The following is an 18601-nucleotide window of genomic DNA, read 5'->3' on the forward strand; positions in this document are numbered from 1 at the left end:
AGCCGCTTCGCTTCATCGCGGGGCGGCTGTCTGCTTTTCAGCCGCTTCTACATCCCTGGCTAGGATGTTGCTTAGGTTCATTGTTGGTGGGCTCGGGGAGGGACTGCTCGCCCGCCCAGAGAGCAACTGAGCGCTTTTGCTGCATTGGTTTGCGCCTGTCTGGTAGGCCATGCTACTTCAGACTTGGGCACTACTTCTTACCTTTGAACAAGATTTGCTTAGTCAGAAAGTTGATTATTTAATTCCGCCCCATCTGATTCTAGTCCTACTCGTGCTCCCAAATGCGTACTGAAAACCCACCTGTTCTGCCTGCTTTACCGGCAGATGGCGAGCGCAAAAGCGAAATCCCAACTCCAGGCAAAGTTCGGTTTTACGAGCTTGATGTCGTTCGCTTTATTGCAGCCCTTGCCGTGGTGCTATTTCATTACTCCTACAATGGCTTCAAAAACGGAAAATCTCCTATTCAATTTTCCGAAATTGATTTCATTACCCGGTATGGCTATTTGGGCGTAGAGCTCTTTTTCGTAGTAAGTGGATTCTTAATATCCCTGTCTGCTGAAAATGCTACGGCGAAGAAATTTGTACTCTCGCGTATCGTTCGCCTTTATCCAATGTATTGGGTGGCTTGTACTTTAACGACTGTTATCATCATTGTAGCCGCATCCAATTTCGTCGCGCCGACACTGTTTCAATATGGCCTGAATATGACCATGTTTCAGGAGTTTTTCGATGTTGACAATATTGATGGGGTGTATTGGACCCTGGCTTATGAGCTACAGTTTTATTTCCTAATCTATTTGCTGTTGCTAACTAACCGGTTTCGGCATATTGACGTCTTTGCCGGGACTTGGATTGTTATCTCCACTCTTTTGTTGCTTGCTGGAAAATACCATATTTCCAACGCGGTTGTAGCCTACGCTAATTTCTTCTTTTTCCCGCATTATTCTCCTTACTTCATTGCCGGCATTCTATTTTATCTGATTCACAAAAAAGGCTTCAAACTCTGGTATGGGTTGGGTTTGGCCATAACTTACCTGCTCTGCATATGGCTGGCTGTTTCTAAAAAATCACCTTTCACCACGCATTCTCCGATAGTAATTGCAGCCGTGGTAACGCTGATTCTTGGGGTTTTTCTGCTTATATCTCTAAAAAAGCTACAAATGAAAGGCGGAAAAACCATCGCTAAAGCGGGCGTAATTACTTACCCCTTGTATCTGGTCCACGCCTATATCGGCTACATTATCTTACAAAATATCAGCGTGGGTATTTACATCAATAAATATATTTTGCTGATAGTTATGACTGTTTTCTTTGTCGTGGGTAGCTATTGGCTGAATGTTTGGATCGAAAAGCCCATGGCCACTAGGATGATGTCGTTTCTGAAATCCAGAAAGCTGTTATAAGTTCTTCTGCGGGACCTTCAAAGAGGGTAATTAGGTACAACAGGAAGCCTATTTTAATTTGCCGTTTTACTGCAAATCAGGCTCTGTAAATTACTGCTTTATCTAACTTCAATACTGTAGTATCTCCGGATTTACAAGCTCTCGGTCTGCTGGCCGGTTCATCCATGAAAGAGGGGACACACGCCTATCCTTTGAAAGTTATAGGGATAATTATCGAAGCCACAAGAGTGCAGAAACGAAATAGGTCATTGCGAGGAAACAGCATGCCGTTTTCTCATAGCGCGTGGCCAGCCGGCTAAATTGCTTGAGGCAACTGAAAAAGCGTTCGACTTTGTTGTGGTCGCGGTACAGGTTGCGGTCATATAATCAAAACAGCTTGGTATTCCTCTTTGCTGACAATGACGACTTGTGCGACCAAGGCCACTGCAGCCTCCATGCTCGTGCTGGGCCTGTGTACCTGGTTTGGAGGGCGGTGCAGGGCCTGGGTATTATTCTGTGGGGTCGGTACAGCAAGCGGAAGAACAATCAGCAAGCGGCTTTGCCCACGTCCCGCGTGTCCTACTGGGGCGGGGTACTCGTGACGCTGCATTTTTACTGCTTCAGTTGCATTCTCATTCATGAGCCTTGCTGGAACGCCGTATCAGCCATCTTTCAGCGTTTAATCTAGCTGCTCATGTATGCTTTCCTGACCCGCTACACGGGGGTAAAAGTTGCCGGCATTCTCACCGGATTCTGGTACGTTGGACTTATCGTCCTGGTCCTGTACTACGTTCTGCTTCCCAACGGCCAGTTCCGGTACGCCAACTGGTAAGTCAAGGCCGCCGGCGCGCCGCTGCTCGTGCGGGGCGCTACGATTAATGGCCTCGCAGCTCTTCCATTACAACGCCGGGGGGCAGGGAAGACAAATGATGAATTCAGTGCCCGCACCCTCCCGCGAATCGACGGTGAGGGTGCCGCCGTGGCTTTGGGTTACGATGTCGTGCGAGATGGAGAGGCCCAGTCCTGTGCCCTCGTGGGCGGGTTTGGTGGTGAAAAAAGGCTGAAATATCTTGTCTATTACCTCGGCCGGAATGCCTAGGCCATTGTCGTAAATCCGGATTTCGATATGTTTCGACGCCAACTGCCGGGTCGTAACGCGCACCTCTGCCACGTAGCTTTCATCGGCTAGCATCTGGCGCTGCTGCACGGCATAAAAAGCATTGGTAAACAGGTTGAGCAGCACCCGGCCCAGGTCGGCGGCCACGGTCGGAACCTGGCAGAGGCCCGCCTCCAGGTGCTTGACGCGGGCGGCGTGAAAGGAGGGATGCTTGGCGCGCAGGCCCTGGTAGGCCAGTCGCAGGTACTCGTCTACCAAGCTGTTGATGTCGGTGGGGACGTGTGGCGCGCTGCCGTGGCGCGAGCGCGCCAGCATGTCGGCAATGATGGTGGTGGCGCGCTGGCCGTGCTCGCTGATTTCCCGCAGGTTCTGCTTGAGGCCGGCCAGCAGCAGGTCGCGATTGGGGTCGCGGGGCCGCGGCCGCATGCCGTCTTCGCCCATGTCGTCGACCAGCACGGTGCTTACCTCGGCAAAGTTTTTTACGAATGCCAGTGGGTTTTGTAGCTCGTGGGCGATGCCCGCCGTGAGCTCACCCAGAAAAGCCATTTTCTCGCTTTGCACCAGTTGGGCCTGGGTTGCGTGCAACTGCGTGATAGTATTGCTCAGGGTGTCGCGCTGAGAGGCAATTTCCGCGTTTCGGGCGTTGAGCTGCCGGTTGGCTTGCTGCTTGTGGCGGTTGTTGCGCCAGAGCAGCAGCAGCGCGGGCACGGTGCTGGCCAGCACCGCCAGCAGCCAGTAGTAGCGGCGCTCACTGGCGGCGGCATTTTCGCGGTCGGCGGTTTCCTGCTGCCGCAGCCGCTCGCTCACGTCCAGAGCCTGAATCTGGGCCATTTTGGTGCGGCTGAACAAGCTGTCGCGGGTGGTGCTGGCCAGGGTGAGGTAGCGAAACGCGGCCGCGGTATCGCGGCGGGCTGCGTGGGCCGCCGCCAGAAACTGGCTGGCCTGCAGAATGCCCTTGGGGTACTGCCCCAGCTGGCCCGCCGCCAGTGCCTGCTGGCCAAAATACAGAACCGAATCCGTCACTGCCGCTGCCTGCTGCTCCAGCATACGCGCCTGCCCGAGGTAGGCCCGGCACAGGGCGAAGGTGAAGCGCTGGCCGGTAGCCCGACGGATACTGCTGCGGTAGTAGCGGCTGGCCATCGTATAGTTGCCCAGCCCGGCATAAATATTACCCAGCATGGCCGCGTCGCCCACTTCGCTGGTCAGGTCGTGCTGGCTCAGGTCCAGGGCGTAGCCGCGCTGCGAGTAAATCAGTGCCGAATCGAGGCGGTTGAGCTGAACGTAGACGTTGCCGATATTGCCCATCACCCTGGTTAAGAGGGCTATATTTTGGGTTTTTTCGGCCACGGCTTTGGCCCGAAAAAAATAGGCCAGGGCCGGCCGACTGTTGCCCTGCTCCCAGTAGAGGTAGCCCAGGGCATTGAGGGCACGGGCCGTCATTTTTGCATCGTGCAGTTCCTCGGCAATCACTAAGCCTTGCTGGCCCATTTGGAGTGCGGCGGGGTAGTTGCCGGCTTCCCGGAACCCGGAACCCAGCCGAACCAGTGCCCAGCCTTCGCCCGATTTAAACCGGAGCTGCTGCGCCAGCTGCAGTGCCTGCCGGCCGTAGGAAATGGTGAAGAGCGGGTCGGTTTGGGTATACTCATAGGCCAGCTGGGTGAGCATCATCACCCGGTTCGAGTCCAGCGGCGCAGTAATGAGGAGCTTTTTGAGGCTGTCGGTGCGAATGTCCTGGTACGAAAAGGGGGCTGCGGCCGCCGTGCTTCCCCACCACATAAGAAGCAGAATAAGTTGTTTCATAGCAGCATAAAGCAGAAAATTCCAAATCGATGCCCTATTGTAAGCAAAAGGGTACCGGCTTTAGCTCGTGGGTATTCCAAACCGCGTGCAAAGAAGAATAGAAGTCCTGTGGGCGTAATTATGCAGGCCGATAAGCTCAGCGTATTCTCTTTGCGCTGTGAAGGTGCAACTGCTGGCTGCGATGGCGTGCTGTTATAAATGTTAGGAGTAACAATATAGAGATATTATTCAGGAGCAGGGAAAGGCTGCTTATAAGCTTGTCGTTTTGGCGCGGGGCCGCAGCATCTTTGCAGCGTTATTATGTTATCTTTTTGCTGTGTTTTTCCACACTTCCTGCTTCCTTACTGTTTCCCACCGTTGGATGGGCGTATTTTTTGGGTTGCTGGTCCTGCTGGGCGTGGCCCTACACCGCGACTACGGCATGGGTTGGGACGAGCCCGCCGACCGCCTCAACGCCTTCGTGAGTGCCAAGTACGTAGCCCTGAAATTAGCGCCCCGCTTTGCTCAAAACCAGCCCCGCCTGGCCGACATTCCCGACCTGCGCCAGCACCGCGACGCTGACCACGGCGTGCTGTTTATGCTGCCGCTGGTGGTGCTGGAGGCCCTGTGGCCCGGCCCGGACCCGGCGGAATGGGCGTATCGGCGGCATTTGCTGGGGTTTTTGCTGTTCGTGGCGGGTACCTGGGCGGTGTTTCGGCTAGGTGCCGGGCGGCTGGGCAATTGGCGTTGGGGCCTGGTGGGGGCGGGGCTGCTGGTGCTCTCGCCGCGCATTTTCGCCGAGGCGTTTTATAACTACAAGGACGTTGTTTTTCTGAGTTTGTTTGCGCTGGCTATGCTCACGCTGCGCCAGTTGCTGCGGCGGCCTACGGCCGGGCGGGCGCTGCTGCACGCGGTGGCCAGCGCCGCCGCCATCGACGTGCGCACCATGGGCGTGTTGGTACCGCTGCTCACGCTGGGCTTCGGGGCGTTGGAGCTGGGGTACCGGCCGGCGCGGCGGCGCGGGTTGGCTGGCGCGCTGGGTTTGTACCTGCCGGTGCTGGCGGCCGGGGTGGTGCTGGGCTGGCCGTATTTGTGGGAGAATCCGGTGGGCAATTTCCTGGCCGCGCTGCACAGCTTCAGCCAGTACGCCAAGCCGTTGGAGGTTTTTTATTGGGGCGATTTTGTGGCCATTCAGGCGTTGCCCTGGCATTATGCGCCGGTGTGGCTGCTCATTACCACGCCGGTGCCCTACACCTTGCTTTTTGGGTTGGGCGCGGCCGGGGTGGTGGGTGGCGTGCGCGCAATTGGCGTCCGGCGCTGGCTGCGGCGGGCCGGCGCCCGGCACGACTTGCTGCTGCTGGCCTGGTTTTTTGGGCCGCTGTTGGGCATCATTCTGCTTCGCTCTCCCATTTACGACGGCTGGCGTCACCTCTATTTCATTTACCCGGCTTTCGTGCTGCTGGCCGTGCGGGGCCTGCGGGCCTTGTGGCGGGCCGCGGTGGGCGGGCAGCCGGGGCCGAAACAGTTGGTTTGGTTGAGGCCGGCGGCGCGGGTGGGGCTGGTGCTGGTGGCGGTGGGTACGGCCCGTACCGCGTGGCGTCTGGTGGCCGAGCATCCCTACCAGTACACCTATTTCAGCTTTCTGCCGGGTCCGGCCATTGAGCGGAATTTCGAGCGCGACTACTGGGGCCTTTCCACGAGGCAGGGGCTGGAATGGGTGCTGGCCCACGACCCGCGCCCGGTACTGCCCATCGCCATGGACGAGCGCACGGCCCTCACGCTGCTCATCAACCTGAAAATGCTGCCCCCCGCCGACCGCGCCCGGCTGCGCCTTGTGCCGCCCGCCGAGGCCGCGTACTATTTCACCATCTACCGCTGGCACCCCGGCCCGTACCCGGCTAGCATGGGCCGGCCGGTGTACACCATTCGGGCGGGCGGCGCGGCCATTCTTTCGGTGCTGCGGCGGCCCTGAGCGCCCGGCATGGCGTTCCGGCAGGAATTAAAAATTAAAAATGAACAATTAAAAATGTGGTTGTCAAACCTTTAATTGTTCATTTTTGATTTTTAATTCAATCTGTCAACGGGGGAACCCTTCCAATTGGGTGTTTCTTTGTGGCCTGATAAGCCTTTTTGCTTCGTTGCCGAAGCCCCGTTTTTGCTCCCTTGTTATGCCGCTGCTTGAAGTTACGGATGCCCGCCTGGCGCGGCAGTTTATTACCCTGCCCGCCCGCTTGCACGGCGCGGTGCCGCAGTACATCAACCCGCTTGAAAACGAGGTGGAAGTGGTATTCGACCCCGCCAAAAACCCTCGATTTACCAACGGCGAGGCCGCCCGCTGGGTGCTGACGGATGCTGCGGGCACGGTCATCGGCCGGGTAGCCGCCTTCCTGAACCGCGACGCGGTGGACGTGCAAAACTCGGATTTGCCCACCGGCGGCCTGGGCTTTTTTGAGTGCATCGACGACCAGTCGGCCGCCAACCAGCTGCTCGATGCGGGCCGGAAGTGGCTGGCCGCCCGTGGCATGCAGGCCATGGACGGCCCCATCAACTTTGGCGAGCGGGACCGGTTTTGGGGCCTGCTGATTGACGGTTTCGACCGCGCGCCCAACTACGGCATGTTCTGGCACCCGCCGTATTATCAGGCACTGTTCGAGCAGTACGGATTTCAGCTTTACTTCAAGCAGTATACCTGCTACCGCACTACGGCCGCGCCCCTGCACCCAAGTTTCGCCAAAAAAGCCGAGGCCAGCGCCGCCGAATTCCGCTTTGCGCACGCCCACAAGGCCGATGCCGAAAAGCTGGCGCAGGACTTTCACCACGTGTACAACCTGGCCTGGGCCAAGCACACCGGCGTGAAGCTGATGACCCTGGCGCAGGCCCGCGACATCGTGCGCGAGATGAAGCCGGTGGTAGATGAGCGGCTGCTCTGGTTCGCCTACCATGGCACCGAGCCGGTGGCTTTCTTCATCAGCCTGCCCGAGCTAAACCAGATTTTTCGGCACGTAGGGCGGCGCCTGAACCTGTGGGGCAAGCTGCGTTTCGTGTGGCAGCAGTGGCGCTTCATGCAGCGCTCCGACAAACGCCTGTTCGGCATCATCTACGGCGTGGTGCCCGAGTACCAGGGCAAGGGCGTGGACGCGGCCATGCTGGTGTACGCCCGCCAAGCCTTCATCGACGCGGGCTACGCCGACATTGAAATGAACTGGATTGGCGACTTCAACCCGCGCATGCTGGTTACGACGCGCTCCATTGGGGCCAGCATCGTGAAAACCCACGCCACCTACCGCTACCAGTTCGACCGCGAGCGGCCGTTCGAGCGGATGCCGATAATCAGGTGAAATGGTGAGTGCAGATGATGAAAAAACTCACTATTCCACCACTTAGAATGGGTAGCCGATGGCCAGGTTAAGGCGGCCGGCTTTGTCGGGAACAAGCTCACCCTGCTTATTAAGCCTGGTAGGCGTGCCGTAGGGGGCGCGCAAGGGAAGCGCATAGTCGAAGCGGATGACGAAGAACTGCACGTCGATACGGATGCCAGCGCCGTATCCTACGGCAAGTTGGTCGAGGAAGGAGCTAGCTTTGAATTGAGCGCCGTCGCGGCCGGGGTCGGGGTTGACCAGCCAGATGTTGCCGGCGTCCATAAATAGGGCGCCTTTCACGTAAGGAAACAGGTCCTGGCGGTACTCAATGTTGCCTTCCAGGCGAATGTCGCCCACCTGGTCGTAGAACTGGTTGCTGCTTTGGTCGAGTGTTTTGGGCTGGTAGATGCCGGGGCCGATGCCGCGGGGCGCGAAAGCCCGCACGCTATTGGGGCCGCCAATGCCGTACTGCTTGGGGTAGGGCAGCACCCGCGAGTTGCCGTAGGGGTTGCCGATGCCGGCCAGCAGGCGCGCCACAACGCGGTTGCCCGAGGCCGGGTCAGCACTGATGCGGTAGTATTCGCGCACCTCCAAATCGAGCTTTAGGTACTGGCTGTACTCCTGGCCCAGCAGGGTATTGCCGCCCGACGGCCCTTTGGGCGTGCCGATGGACGTGGCCAGGGCCTGGGCCAGGTTGCCGCTGCCCTCAATCTGGCCACTGAAATAAATTTGCTGGCGGCGCTGCTCCAGCGACTGTTGGTTGTAGGTATAACGGTAGGAGCTGGCCAGCACGAACTGCTGCTGAAACGCGCTTTTTAGAAAGCTGCGCTCAGGCGTATTCAGAATGTCGGTGAATATATCAGTTGGGCTAAACTGGACGTAAGTAATGTCGATAGGCTTGATTTCCTGCTCGTTGGTAATCTTGGTTTTCCAGGTGTAGCCGTAATTGACGTTGAAGAAGTTCTGCGAAAAGTAGTTGGCGCGCGTCACAGCCCGCACGCCCACTTCAATCTTGGTGCGGGGCTGGAAGTCGGAATTGGGCAGGTTCACGTCGAGCAGCGGCAGGTTGGGCGTTACCAAGCGCGGAATGAGCAGCTGAGCATTGACGCCGTACTCGAAGCTGGTGAGGCCCAGGGCGCCGTTGCCGCCGCCGGTCTGGGTTTCGGTCGAGGCAATGCCGTTGATGAGCAGCTGCTCGGCCCCGCGAAACGCCGAGCGGTTGCGGAACGTGACCTTGAGGGCCGGGCCGGTGAAGCCGTTGGTTTTGGTGGTGAGCTGGACTTCGGCCCGCAGGCTTTTCTTTTTGAGCTGGGTCATCAGCACCTCGGCGTCGAGGCGCTGGCGCAGGCCCACCGAGCGGTTGCTGCCGGGCGCGGCATTGGCCGGCACGGCCACGGTGGTGTCGCCGGCCGCGGCGGGCTTGAAGCGGATTTCTACGAAGCGAAACGTGCCCAGGCTCATGAGGCGGCTCAGGGTTTGGTCGCGGCGATGGCGGCGGTAAACGCTGTCGGGGTACAGAAACGTGGCGCGGGTAATGGCCTTAGCTTTGAACATCTCCTCATCCGGAAAATATTGGTAGCCCCGGAACATCATGGGGTTGCGCATGGTGGTGTCGGTCAGCACGTAGCTCGTGTTCAGCTTCACCTCATCGAGCCAGTAGGGGCGCAGGGCCTTGGGCGGGGCGCTGTTTTTGAGGCGCACGTCCACGGTGGCCTTGTGGTCGAGGGTGCTGTCGACCTTGAATACCAGGTAGTCGGGCGCGAAATAGTAGTAGCCCTGCTCCTTGAGGGCGGCGTCAATACGCACCCGCTCGTTGGTGAGCGTGGCCAGGTTGTAGGCGTCGCCCACTTTCACCAGGCTTTCGGCCTGGGTGTTGCGGATGGCCGCCCGCACCAGCGTGTCGCCCTGCGGGAAGTTGACCTGCGTGTAGCGGTACACCTGGCCGGGCAGCGCGGTGTAATCGATGCTGGCTGTTTTCTCCTCCTTCTTTACTTCAAAAGAGGCTTTGCCATTGAAAAAGCCGTTGTTGTTCAGGCGGTTCACCATCAGGTCGCGCACGGTGGCGGGCTTGGCCTGCGACAAGTACACGGGCGGCTCCCCAAACTTGTCGGCGAAGAACTTGCCCAGGCCTTTCTTCTTGCCCACGCCCATGTTCCAGAAGTACAGCTTGGGCCGCAGCCCCAGCAGGGAGTTGTTGGGCTTGGGCCCCACCACCGACTCCAGCTCGGTTTGCAGGGCGGCCTGGTTGTTCACCGTTTTCTCATCAGCCGGCGGCTTGATGGTCACCGTGCTACCGGTGTAAAGTCGCTCGCCTTCGGGCACAAATTTCAGGCCCGAGCACGAGGCCAGCAACAGTAATACCGGCACCAGCAGCAGGGTGCGGCAGGCGGGGGCGGCGGTAAGTAGATACTTGGGTAAGCGGGTGAATGAACTCAAAACTGCAGAATTAGGATGCCGGCCAGCCCGAATCTGGCGGCGCTGGAACGGCGGGGAATGAAAGGGAAGCAGCTTTCTCATTTCTTGTTGCTGCTGGTGGTTTTGGTGCTGTCGACGCGGGCGGCGGGCTGGCTTTGCAGGGAATCCTGCAAGGCCTTCTTATCCGCCTTTTCCTCCTTGCGCTGCTCTTTCCGCTGCTCCTTTATTTCGGGTGGCAGCTTGGCAAACAGCTCTTTCAGGTTGTCATATTCGCGCTGGAACACCAGGGCCGCGCCCGTTTTGATGAGCTGACCATCGATGTCCTCGTAGGCGTTCTGGCGGAAGGCGCGCAGGCGCAGGCGGCCGTCGCGCAGAATGCTGTACTCGATGCTGATGTCGCCGGCGAAATTGCTAGCCGAGCTGCTACCCTGCGTGGCCTGCGAGCCCGCACCACCCAAGGGAATGTCGGTGCCGAGGCGCACGGAAAGGCGATTGTTGAGGAACTGGCGCTTCACGGCCACGTTCAGGTCGGTGCGGCTTTTGGCGGTACCGCTGCTGTAGTCGGCCTGGTTGGTCACGCCCAGGTCGAGGCCCAGGCCGGAGAGGTATTTGCCGGTCAGGTTGTTGAGCTGGTCGGTGAGCACGGCGCTGGCCGAGCCGCGCAGCTGCGAGGCCACGAAGCTTTCGCTGGCGCTGCTCTCAAACGGGTTCTGCTGCAGGAAGCGGCCCAGAATCAGCAGCGAAAACACCTGCTTGCTCTGCTCCGATGTCTGGTTGGGCTGGCGCAGCTGGGCCAGCTTGGCATCCACTTGCCCACTGAGCGCGCCGCGCTGGTTTTCGGGCAGGGTAATATCGAAGCCAATGAGGGGCTGGCTGAGCTGTTCGGTCACCTTCAACTCCACGTCGAAGGGGAGGGTATTGCGGGCCGTTGTGTTGGCCACGGCGTTGTCAAGGCCCTGGCCGGCCAGTAGGTCGGCGGGCGCGGCTTCCACCTTATACACGGCGGTCACGTCGAGCTCGGCATTGTAAGGGTCGCCGCTCCACGTCAGGCTGGAGCCGGGCCGGATGCTGAAATCGCGCGAAGCCAGGTCGTAGAGCGAGAGATGGTAGGCGCCGCTGGCCACCTCCAGCCGGCCACTGAGCGTGATGGTGCCCGTGGGGTCGATGTTGGTGTTGAGCGTGCCGTTGGCGCGCACCTCCAGGTTGTCGCCGCTGATGGGGTCGATAATAATGGTAACGGGCGTCTCGTCGGTCACCGTCACCACGGCCGTGATGTCGTAGCCGGAGGCGGTTTTCACCGTGTCCAACGCCAGTTGGCGCTGCAGCATGGTATCCACGGGCGCGCTCTTGTCAATCCACTCCACAATGCCTTCCGAATCCACCTTGTTGGCCTCCGTGCCCGGCGACTCGATGGTAAGGTTGGAGCCATCCACCACCGTCACGTTGGTGTCGATTTTGAGCAGCTCCAACGGGCCGGTCAGGCGGGTGCGGGAGTCCACTATCAGCTTGCCATAGAACAGCGGGTTGTTTTTGCGGGTACTGTTCACGGCCGTGAAATTGTCGGTAGTAGCCGTGAGGTCAAAGGCGTAGTTGATAAAGTCCTTGGTCAGCAGGTAGCCATTGGCCACGGCCTTGTTGTCGGCCGAGTCGCGCACCGTGAAGTTCTCAAACTTGATGCCTTGCTCATCAAACGTCAACTCCTGGCCGGGCAGGCGGTAGAGCGCGCCCAACTGGGTCACGGCAAACGCGGCATCGGGCGAGGTGGTGAGCACGCCGCGTACCACCGGCGCTGCGGGGGCGCCCCGCACCGTGAGCTGCCCGCGCGCGTAGCCCGCCGCCCGCTCCAGCTGCCCGAGCGAAAACGCCTGGGCCAGACGGAGTTGCAGGCGCTGGGCGTCTACGGTTAGGTTCAGGGGGGCGTTGCTGTCAGCCTGGTAGTAGCCGGTCACGCGCACGTCGTTGCCTTCGCCGCCAATGGAGCCGCTCTCGCCGCCGGTTAGGCGGGCGTCGATGTCATAGCGGTTGGGCGTTGGGTTGGTGGCATTCACGGCAATGTCGCCGATGATGGCCTTCTGGAAGGTCAGGCCCTTAATGGTGGCATCGGCGGTGAAAGCCAGGTTCTCCTTGCCGAGGTTGCGCAACTCGGCCGTGCCGTTGAGCGTGCCGGCCAGCAGGGAGTCGGACTGCTGCACGGCCTTGGCCAACTCAGCCAGGTCGAAATTGGTGAACGTGACGCCGAGTGGGGAGGTGGCCACGGCCGGGTTCTGGCTTTGCACGGCCAGCGAGCTGCGGCCGTTGGTCAGGTTGAGGCCGTCGGCCACCACCGCGCCGGTGGGGTAGTAGCGCACGTAGTTGTTGATGCCGGCGGTCCAGTTTTCATAGTTGATTACCTGCTCCGGCGCGGCCGAAAACTGGTACACCACGTCGCCGTTGCGGCCGGGCGGGGTCAGCTCCTGCAGAGTGCCGGCCACCGCCAGTCGCTCGCGGCTGGCCGAGTCGCCGAGGATGGCCACGCGGGTAAATACCTTGTTGTCGGCCACGTTGCCGATGATGCTGGGCCGGCGCAGCTTGAGCGTTGTGTCCTGGGCGGCCTGCGCCAGCCGCAGGCCATAGTCCAGCTTGGCAGGGTCCGAATCAACGGCCAGCTTCAACGAGTCTATCCGGTAGTTGGCGTAGCGAATGACGGGAATGCTGGTGTTGGCCGTGAGGCGGGCGGCCTGCCGCGAGTAGTCGCCGCTGAGTGTGAAGGGCGAAATCTCCTTCAAATCGGGCACCAGCTTGGTAGCCAGCTTGGGGTCTTTCAGCTGGAGCGAGTAGGTGAAGCGGCGGTCGGCGGCACTGGCCACGTAGCGCACGCCGGGCAGGTCGAAATAGCGGTCGATGTGCTGCTGCAATTCGGTGGCCAGGTTCCCGAGGCGCACGTTGCCGTCAATGAGCACATTGGCAATGTCGGAGGTGATGACGGCCAGCGTGCGGTTGGCATTCTGCACGATGCGGCCGTTGAGCGAATCAAGCGGAAACCGCTGATTGTCGCGCACAATCACAATTTTGGTCCCGCTGAACGTGCCGTTGATGGTGTTCAAATCGGAGCCGCGCAGGTTGGCCACCAGGTCGCCCTGCACGCGCAGGTCGCCGCCGGTATAAAAGCCCAGCGCCGTGAGGTTGGCCCCGCGCAGATTCAGCTTGGTTACCTCGTAGGTGGGGTTGTTGGCGTCGCGCAGGTTCACCACGGCGGTCAGGTCCAGGTCGAGGTTGGGGTCATCCTTGCTGCTGGCGTTGATGACGTAGCGGTTGCGGTCGAGGTCCACAGTAGCCTTCACGCCCTTGTAGGTGTAGCCGTTGTAGCGGGCGCTCTGCACGGTGGCGTTCACCTGGCCCACCAAGGTGGCGGGGTCCTGCAAATTGCCAGTGGCGTTGATGCGGCCCGTGGCCGTGACGCGCCCAATGGTGGGGTCCTTGAGCAGCTTGCCAAAGTCGAACCCTTTCACCGCAAAGGTGCCCACCAGCGGCTGCCGGCCATTGGCCTGGGCCTTGCCGATGTTGCCGCTAAAGGCCAGGTCGCCGTAGCTGGTACGGGCCTGCAGGTTGGTGTTGAACTGCAGCGTGGTGGGGTAGCCCTTGAACGTGCCGCTGACGGCGAACGTGGGCGGGATGCTGATGTTGTCGGGAATGCTGCCCTTGGGCGCTAGGCTGAGAATGTCGGCCCGCGACGAGCTGAACTGCCGCAAGTCGGCGTCTACGTACAGCCGCCCGTCCACTTCCGGCAGGCCCAGGATGCGGATGCGGGGCGCCTTCAGCACGGTATTGCGCAGGCCCACAAACTCGAAGTTGCGAATGGATAGGTCGCCCACGCGGCCCGCAATCTGTCCGTTCACCAGCACGCTCTGGTTGGGGCCGGTGTTGAAGGGCGGCGTGCCGGCCAGGTCCGGCGCCAGATACAGTATGTCGCGGAAACCCAGGCGCACGTCGCGCAAATCACCCTCAATCTTAAGCTGGCCCAGCTTTTTGGTGTTGCTCAGGGCCGCCAGGCTTTCGTAGCCAATGGCCAGTTTGCGCCGAATGCGGGTGTGCGGTGTAATCAGGTCGAGGCTGTCGAGGCGAATCTGCACCGAGTCGTACACCACGTTGGCGCGCCACGACGTGATTTTGAAGCCGCTCTTTTCGTTGCCGGCCAGGTTATCTACCTTGGCCGTGGTGCGGTTTTCGGTGTAGCTAAGGTCGCGCGTGTTCAGCACGAGGTCCGTGAAAGCAAGGTGGTTGTAGTCCATCGCCGGTAGGCGGGTCTTCTGCGCGGGCTCATTGAAGTTGTCGAATTTCACCGCCAGCCCGCTGATGTCGGACTCGTTCAACGTCACCTTCCAGGCCATGCGCTCGCCGGTGGCAGCCTTATTCTGGTCGGCGGCCTCGTCCAGCTTGCGCACCACTTCGGCGGGGTTCACCACCCGCTCTTCTACCGGCACGTCCTGGTTCTGGGCGTAGGCGAAAGTGGTGTTTTTGAGCGTGAGCTTATTCAGCGCCACCACTTCTTTTTGCAGGTCGATGTTGTCGGCCGTAATGTCGGCCAAGCCAATATTGGTGCTGATGTACTGGCCCGACGGCGCGTTCTTGTACACAAAGCCCACGCTGTCGAGCGTGGCACGGTTCAGGCCGAACTGTACTGAAATCGGCTCGGTGGGGGCGGGGTCGTCCACTTCCGGGGCCGTTTTGGTTTGCACGATGCTGATGGCCGCACGGCGCAGCGTGGCGTTATCCACTTTATAGATGGAGTTATCCACATCCACCTCGTCCATGTTGGCCGTGAATTCGCCAATCCGGGCCCGGATGTCGGAACCGGTTATCTCATCGAGCTGGGTAAAATAAACGTTGGTGAGCCGGGCCTTGCCGATGTCGTACTTCAGAGCCGAGGCCGTTGTGTCGACCGGCGCGGTGGGGTCGGTGAAGGCATCAACGATGAAGTCATAGTTGTTCACCGAATCGGGCTCGGTGCGGGTCAGGCGCACGCGGCCGTCGTTCAGCTCCACATTCGAAATATTGACTTCGGAACGCAGCAGGGCCCAGATATCCAGGTCCACCCCCAGGTGCCCCACCGATACCAGCGTGTCGCGCTGCTGGTCGGCCAGGTACACATCGTCGAAGTTGATGGCGTGGCGGAAGTCGGTGCGAAATTTCCCGATGCGAACGTCCGTTTTTAGCTTGTCGCGCAGGTAGCCTTCAGCCCGGCGAGCCACAAAATCCTGCCCGGAAGGAAACTGAAGGAACACCACTACTCCAATAAGTAGAAGCAGAACCAGAGCTAAAAGCCCCAGAAAACCGTAAAGGGCACGACGCAGAAAAGTGGACAAAGCAGAAGGGGGTAAGCAGCAAACATAACAGGGCGCGTACCCCAAACGCAAAATGTCCGGCCGGGGTTGGCAATCCTTCGTATCCAGGATTATATAAAAATGCCTGATGCGGGCTGTAAGGCACTGGCCTTATCTTGCACCCCCAAACCCACCGATTGCATGATAATACGTTTTTCCTTGCCCTACCGTACCGTGCTCGGGCAGCGGTTAGCCGTGTGCGGCTCACACCCCGCCCTCGGCAGCTGGCAGCTGGCCACCGCGGCCCCTATGCACTACGACGAAGCCACCGGCTGCTGGCAATACGAGCTGACCGTGGCCGACGCGACCGGCGAGCAGTCGCTTACCTACAAGTACGTGTTGCTTGATGCCAACACCGGTGGCGAGCACTGGGAGTTTGGCCCCAACCGCGCGGTGGCCTACCACGCCGCCCAGGCCCCGCGCCTGCACCTGGCCGATTACTGGCGCGCGCCCGCCCAACCCGAAAACGAGCTGCTGACCGCCGCGTTCACCAAGGCGCTGTTTCGGCGTGTATCATTGGCACCTGCCGCCCCGGCCGCCAAGGGTAAAAAAGCGAAATCAACTCCTGCCGGTTCCGCCAGCTCCGCAAAGGCGCCCGCCGCCGGCGAAACGCTTTTCCGGCTCCTGGCGCCGCGCGTCGAGCCTCAGCAGCAGCTCTGCATCCTCGGCTCCGACCCGGCGCTGGGCGCCTGGGATAACACCAAAGCCCTCGTGCTGGCCGATGGCGAGTACCCCACCTGGGCAGCGGCCGTGCGGCTGGCCAAGCCAGAGGTGGAAGGCTTCTATAAATATGCCATTTGGGATGCGCGGGCCGGCCACGCCCTGGCGATGGAAGGCGGCGAAAACCGCCGGGTGCCCGCCACCACCGACCAAACGGCCGCCCGCGTTTTCAACGACGAAGCCTACCGGTACCCCGATGCCTGGCGCGGCGCCGGCGTGGCCCTGCCCGTCTTTGCCATGCGCAGTGAGCAGGGCCTCGGGGTAGGGGAATTCTCCGACCTGAAGCTGCTGACCGACTGGGCCGTGCAAACCGGCCTGAAACTGGTGCAGATTCTGCCCATCAACGACACTACGGCCACCCACACCTGGGTCGATTCGTACCCGTACGCGGCCATTTCGGTGTTTGCCCTGCACCCGCAGTTTATCCACCTCGAAGGCATTGCCGCGCTCAAAGATAAGAAAGCCGCTAAGGAGCTGGCCCAACTCAAGCAGGAGCTGAACGCCCGGGACTTTGTGGACTACGAGCCGGTGATGAACGCCAAGTGGAAGTTTCTGAAGCTGCTCTATCAGCAGGAGAAAAAAGCTTTCCTGGCCGACGCCGCGTACCGCGAATTCTACGCCAGCCAGGCCGAATGGCTGGTGCCCTACGCTGCTTTTTCGGCCCTGCGCGACCGGTTTGGCACGGCCGATTTCCAGCAGTGGCCCGCTGAGTTCCGGACCCCGCCCAACCTGGATGAGCTGACTGCCGAAACCGCCGCCGACTACGATGAATTCGGCCTGTTCTTCTTCGTGCAGTTCCACCTCGACCAGCAGCTGCTCGCCGCCGTGGACTACGCCCGCGGCCGCGGCGTGGTGCTGAAAGGCGACCTGCCCATCGGCATCTACCGCCACTCCGTAGATGCCTGGACCCAGCCCGAGCTCTACCACATGGACCGCCAGGCCGGCGCCCCACCCGATGATTTCTCCACCACCGGCCAGAACTGGCGCTTCCCCACCTACAACTGGGAGCGCATGGCCGCGGACGACTACAAGTGGTGGAAGCAGCGCATGGGTCACCTCAGCCGCTACTTCGACACCCTGCGCATCGACCATATTCTGGGCTTTTTCCGCATCTGGGAAATGCCCATCGAGTCGGTGGAAGGCTTGCTGGGGCACTTTTCGCCCGCGCTGCCCCTGCACCGGCACGAGATTGAGCGCCGCCTGGGCTGGTTTGATTACAGCCGCCTCTGCGAGCCTTACATCCGCTGGCATATGCTCCAGGCTATCTTTCAGGGCGAGGCAGAGGCCGTGTTCAATGAGTATCTGTACGATGCCAGCTACGGCCGCATTCACCTCAAAGCGGCGGTGGACGACCAGCGCAAAATTGAGGCCTGCATTGCCGCCAAAGTGGCCGCCGAACCCGCGCACGCCGACTATTTCGCCTGGCTGCAAAAAGGCCTGTTCCAGCTCGTGAACGAGGTGCTGTTCGTGCCTGCCGGCGACGATTTCTACCACCCGCGCATTACCCTAAATAAGAGCTACTCATTCCGGGAGTTGTACTCCGACGATGACCGTCGCCGTCTCTACGACGACATTTACGTGGACTTTTTCTTCCGCCGCCACGAGGAATTCTGGCGTCAGCAGGGCCTGGTGAAGCTGCCGCCCGTGCGCTATGCCACCAACATGCTCATCTGCGGCGAGGACCTGGGCATGGTGCCCGCCTCGGTGCCCGGCGTGATGAAGGAGCTGGGCATTCTGGGCCTGAACGTGCAGCGCATGCCCGCCAACCCCGAAACCGAGTTCAGCCATCCCAACGATGCTGCCTACCTGAGCGTGGTGACGCCTAGCAGCCACGACACCAGCACCGTGCGCGGCTGGTGGGAAGAAGACCGGGTGCGTACCCAGCGCTTCTTCGAAACCATTCTGGGCCACTGGCGCGAAGTGGCACCGTTCTACTGCGAGCCGTGGGTAGCGCGCGAAATCCTGGTGCAGCACCTGCATTCACCCGCCATGTGGGCCATTTTCCCGCTCCAGGATTTGTTGGCTATGGACAGTGGCCTGCGCCGCGCCAATCCGCACGACGAGCAAATCAACGTGCCCAGCAACCCCACCCATTTCTGGAAGTACCGCCTGCACCTGCCCCTTGAAGAGTTGGTGGAAGCCGTGGGCTTCAACGAGCCACTGCGGGCCCTGGTGAAAGCCAGCGGCCGCGACTCATAAAGTGCGAAGCCACAGGTTTCAATAAGCCGGGTCAGGCAAGTGACTCCGTTTAGCCCAAACAAAAAGGCTGCCCTCATGGGCAGCCTTTTTGTTTGGGGGCAGCGCCCGCGTACTGGCATGGCTCTGCCAGGCGCGAATTTCACCAGCTACCGGCAAGCGCGGGGGGCGTACCCTACCTCTTTTTCGCATTCCACTTCGTGACGAGTATAAGTCCATCAATCTCTATCCCAAATGGGACGCCCGCTTTTTTTAATGTAAGAAATTAAAAAA

At 60.2% G+C, this 18601-nt stretch carries 8 protein-coding genes; 5 read left to right on the forward strand and 3 right to left on the reverse strand.

Features of this window, described 5'->3' with window-relative positions:
- Positions 1 to 281 precede the first annotated feature (281 nt).
- Positions 282 to 1403 carry an acyltransferase family protein gene (locus GM79_RS19530; RefSeq protein ID WP_072008676.1) on the forward strand — a complete coding sequence of 374 codons (1122 nt, stop codon included), beginning with the start codon at positions 282 to 284 and terminating at the stop codon, positions 1401 to 1403.
- 673 nt (positions 1404 to 2076) lie between these two features.
- Positions 2077 to 2214: a hypothetical protein gene (locus tag GM79_RS25630; RefSeq protein ID WP_161787223.1), complete on the forward strand. Its 138-nt coding sequence runs from the start codon at positions 2077 to 2079 to the stop codon at positions 2212 to 2214.
- A 66-nt stretch (positions 2215 to 2280) separates the two neighbouring features.
- Here the strand turns inward: GM79_RS25630 and GM79_RS19540 are convergent, their stop codons facing one another.
- A complete protein-coding gene (locus GM79_RS19540; RefSeq protein WP_035567244.1) occupies positions 2281 to 4299 on the reverse strand; it encodes an ATP-binding protein in 2019 nt (672 codons plus the stop codon).
- Between the two features lie 361 nt (positions 4300 to 4660).
- Here GM79_RS19540 and GM79_RS19545 point away from each other — a divergent pair, with 361 nt between their 5' ends.
- Together GM79_RS19545 and GM79_RS19550 are read left to right on the forward strand one after the other, a co-directional pair.
- Positions 4661 to 6250 carry a hypothetical protein gene (locus tag GM79_RS19545; protein WP_035567245.1) on the forward strand — a complete coding sequence of 530 codons (1590 nt, stop codon included), beginning with the start codon at positions 4661 to 4663 and terminating at the stop codon, positions 6248 to 6250.
- Between the two features lie 196 nt (positions 6251 to 6446).
- Complete coding sequence (locus GM79_RS19550; protein ID WP_035567246.1) at positions 6447 to 7616, forward strand: hypothetical protein; 1170 nt, start codon at positions 6447 to 6449, stop codon at positions 7614 to 7616.
- 42 nt (positions 7617 to 7658) lie between these two features.
- Here GM79_RS19550 and GM79_RS19555 read toward each other — a convergent pair whose 3' ends face one another.
- On the reverse strand, positions 7659 to 10073 hold the full coding sequence (locus GM79_RS19555; protein ID WP_035567247.1) for a BamA/TamA family outer membrane protein: 2415 nt from the start codon (positions 10071 to 10073) through the stop codon (positions 7659 to 7661).
- A 77-nt stretch (positions 10074 to 10150) separates the two neighbouring features.
- Positions 10151 to 15394 (reverse strand): translocation/assembly module TamB, encoded by a 5244-nt coding sequence (locus GM79_RS19560; RefSeq protein ID WP_152560095.1) that lies wholly within the window; start codon positions 15392 to 15394, stop codon positions 10151 to 10153.
- Between the two features lie 159 nt (positions 15395 to 15553).
- Here GM79_RS19560 and GM79_RS19565 point away from each other — a divergent pair, with 159 nt between their 5' ends.
- Entirely contained in the window at positions 15554 to 18331 is a 2778-nt protein-coding gene (locus GM79_RS19565; protein WP_035567249.1) for a 4-alpha-glucanotransferase, read from the forward strand.
- Positions 18332 to 18601: the final 270 nt, after the last annotated feature.

Origin of the sequence: Hymenobacter sp. IS2118 (assembly GCF_000715495.1) — a bacterium.
Classification (GTDB): domain Bacteria; phylum Bacteroidota; class Bacteroidia; order Cytophagales; family Hymenobacteraceae; genus Hymenobacter.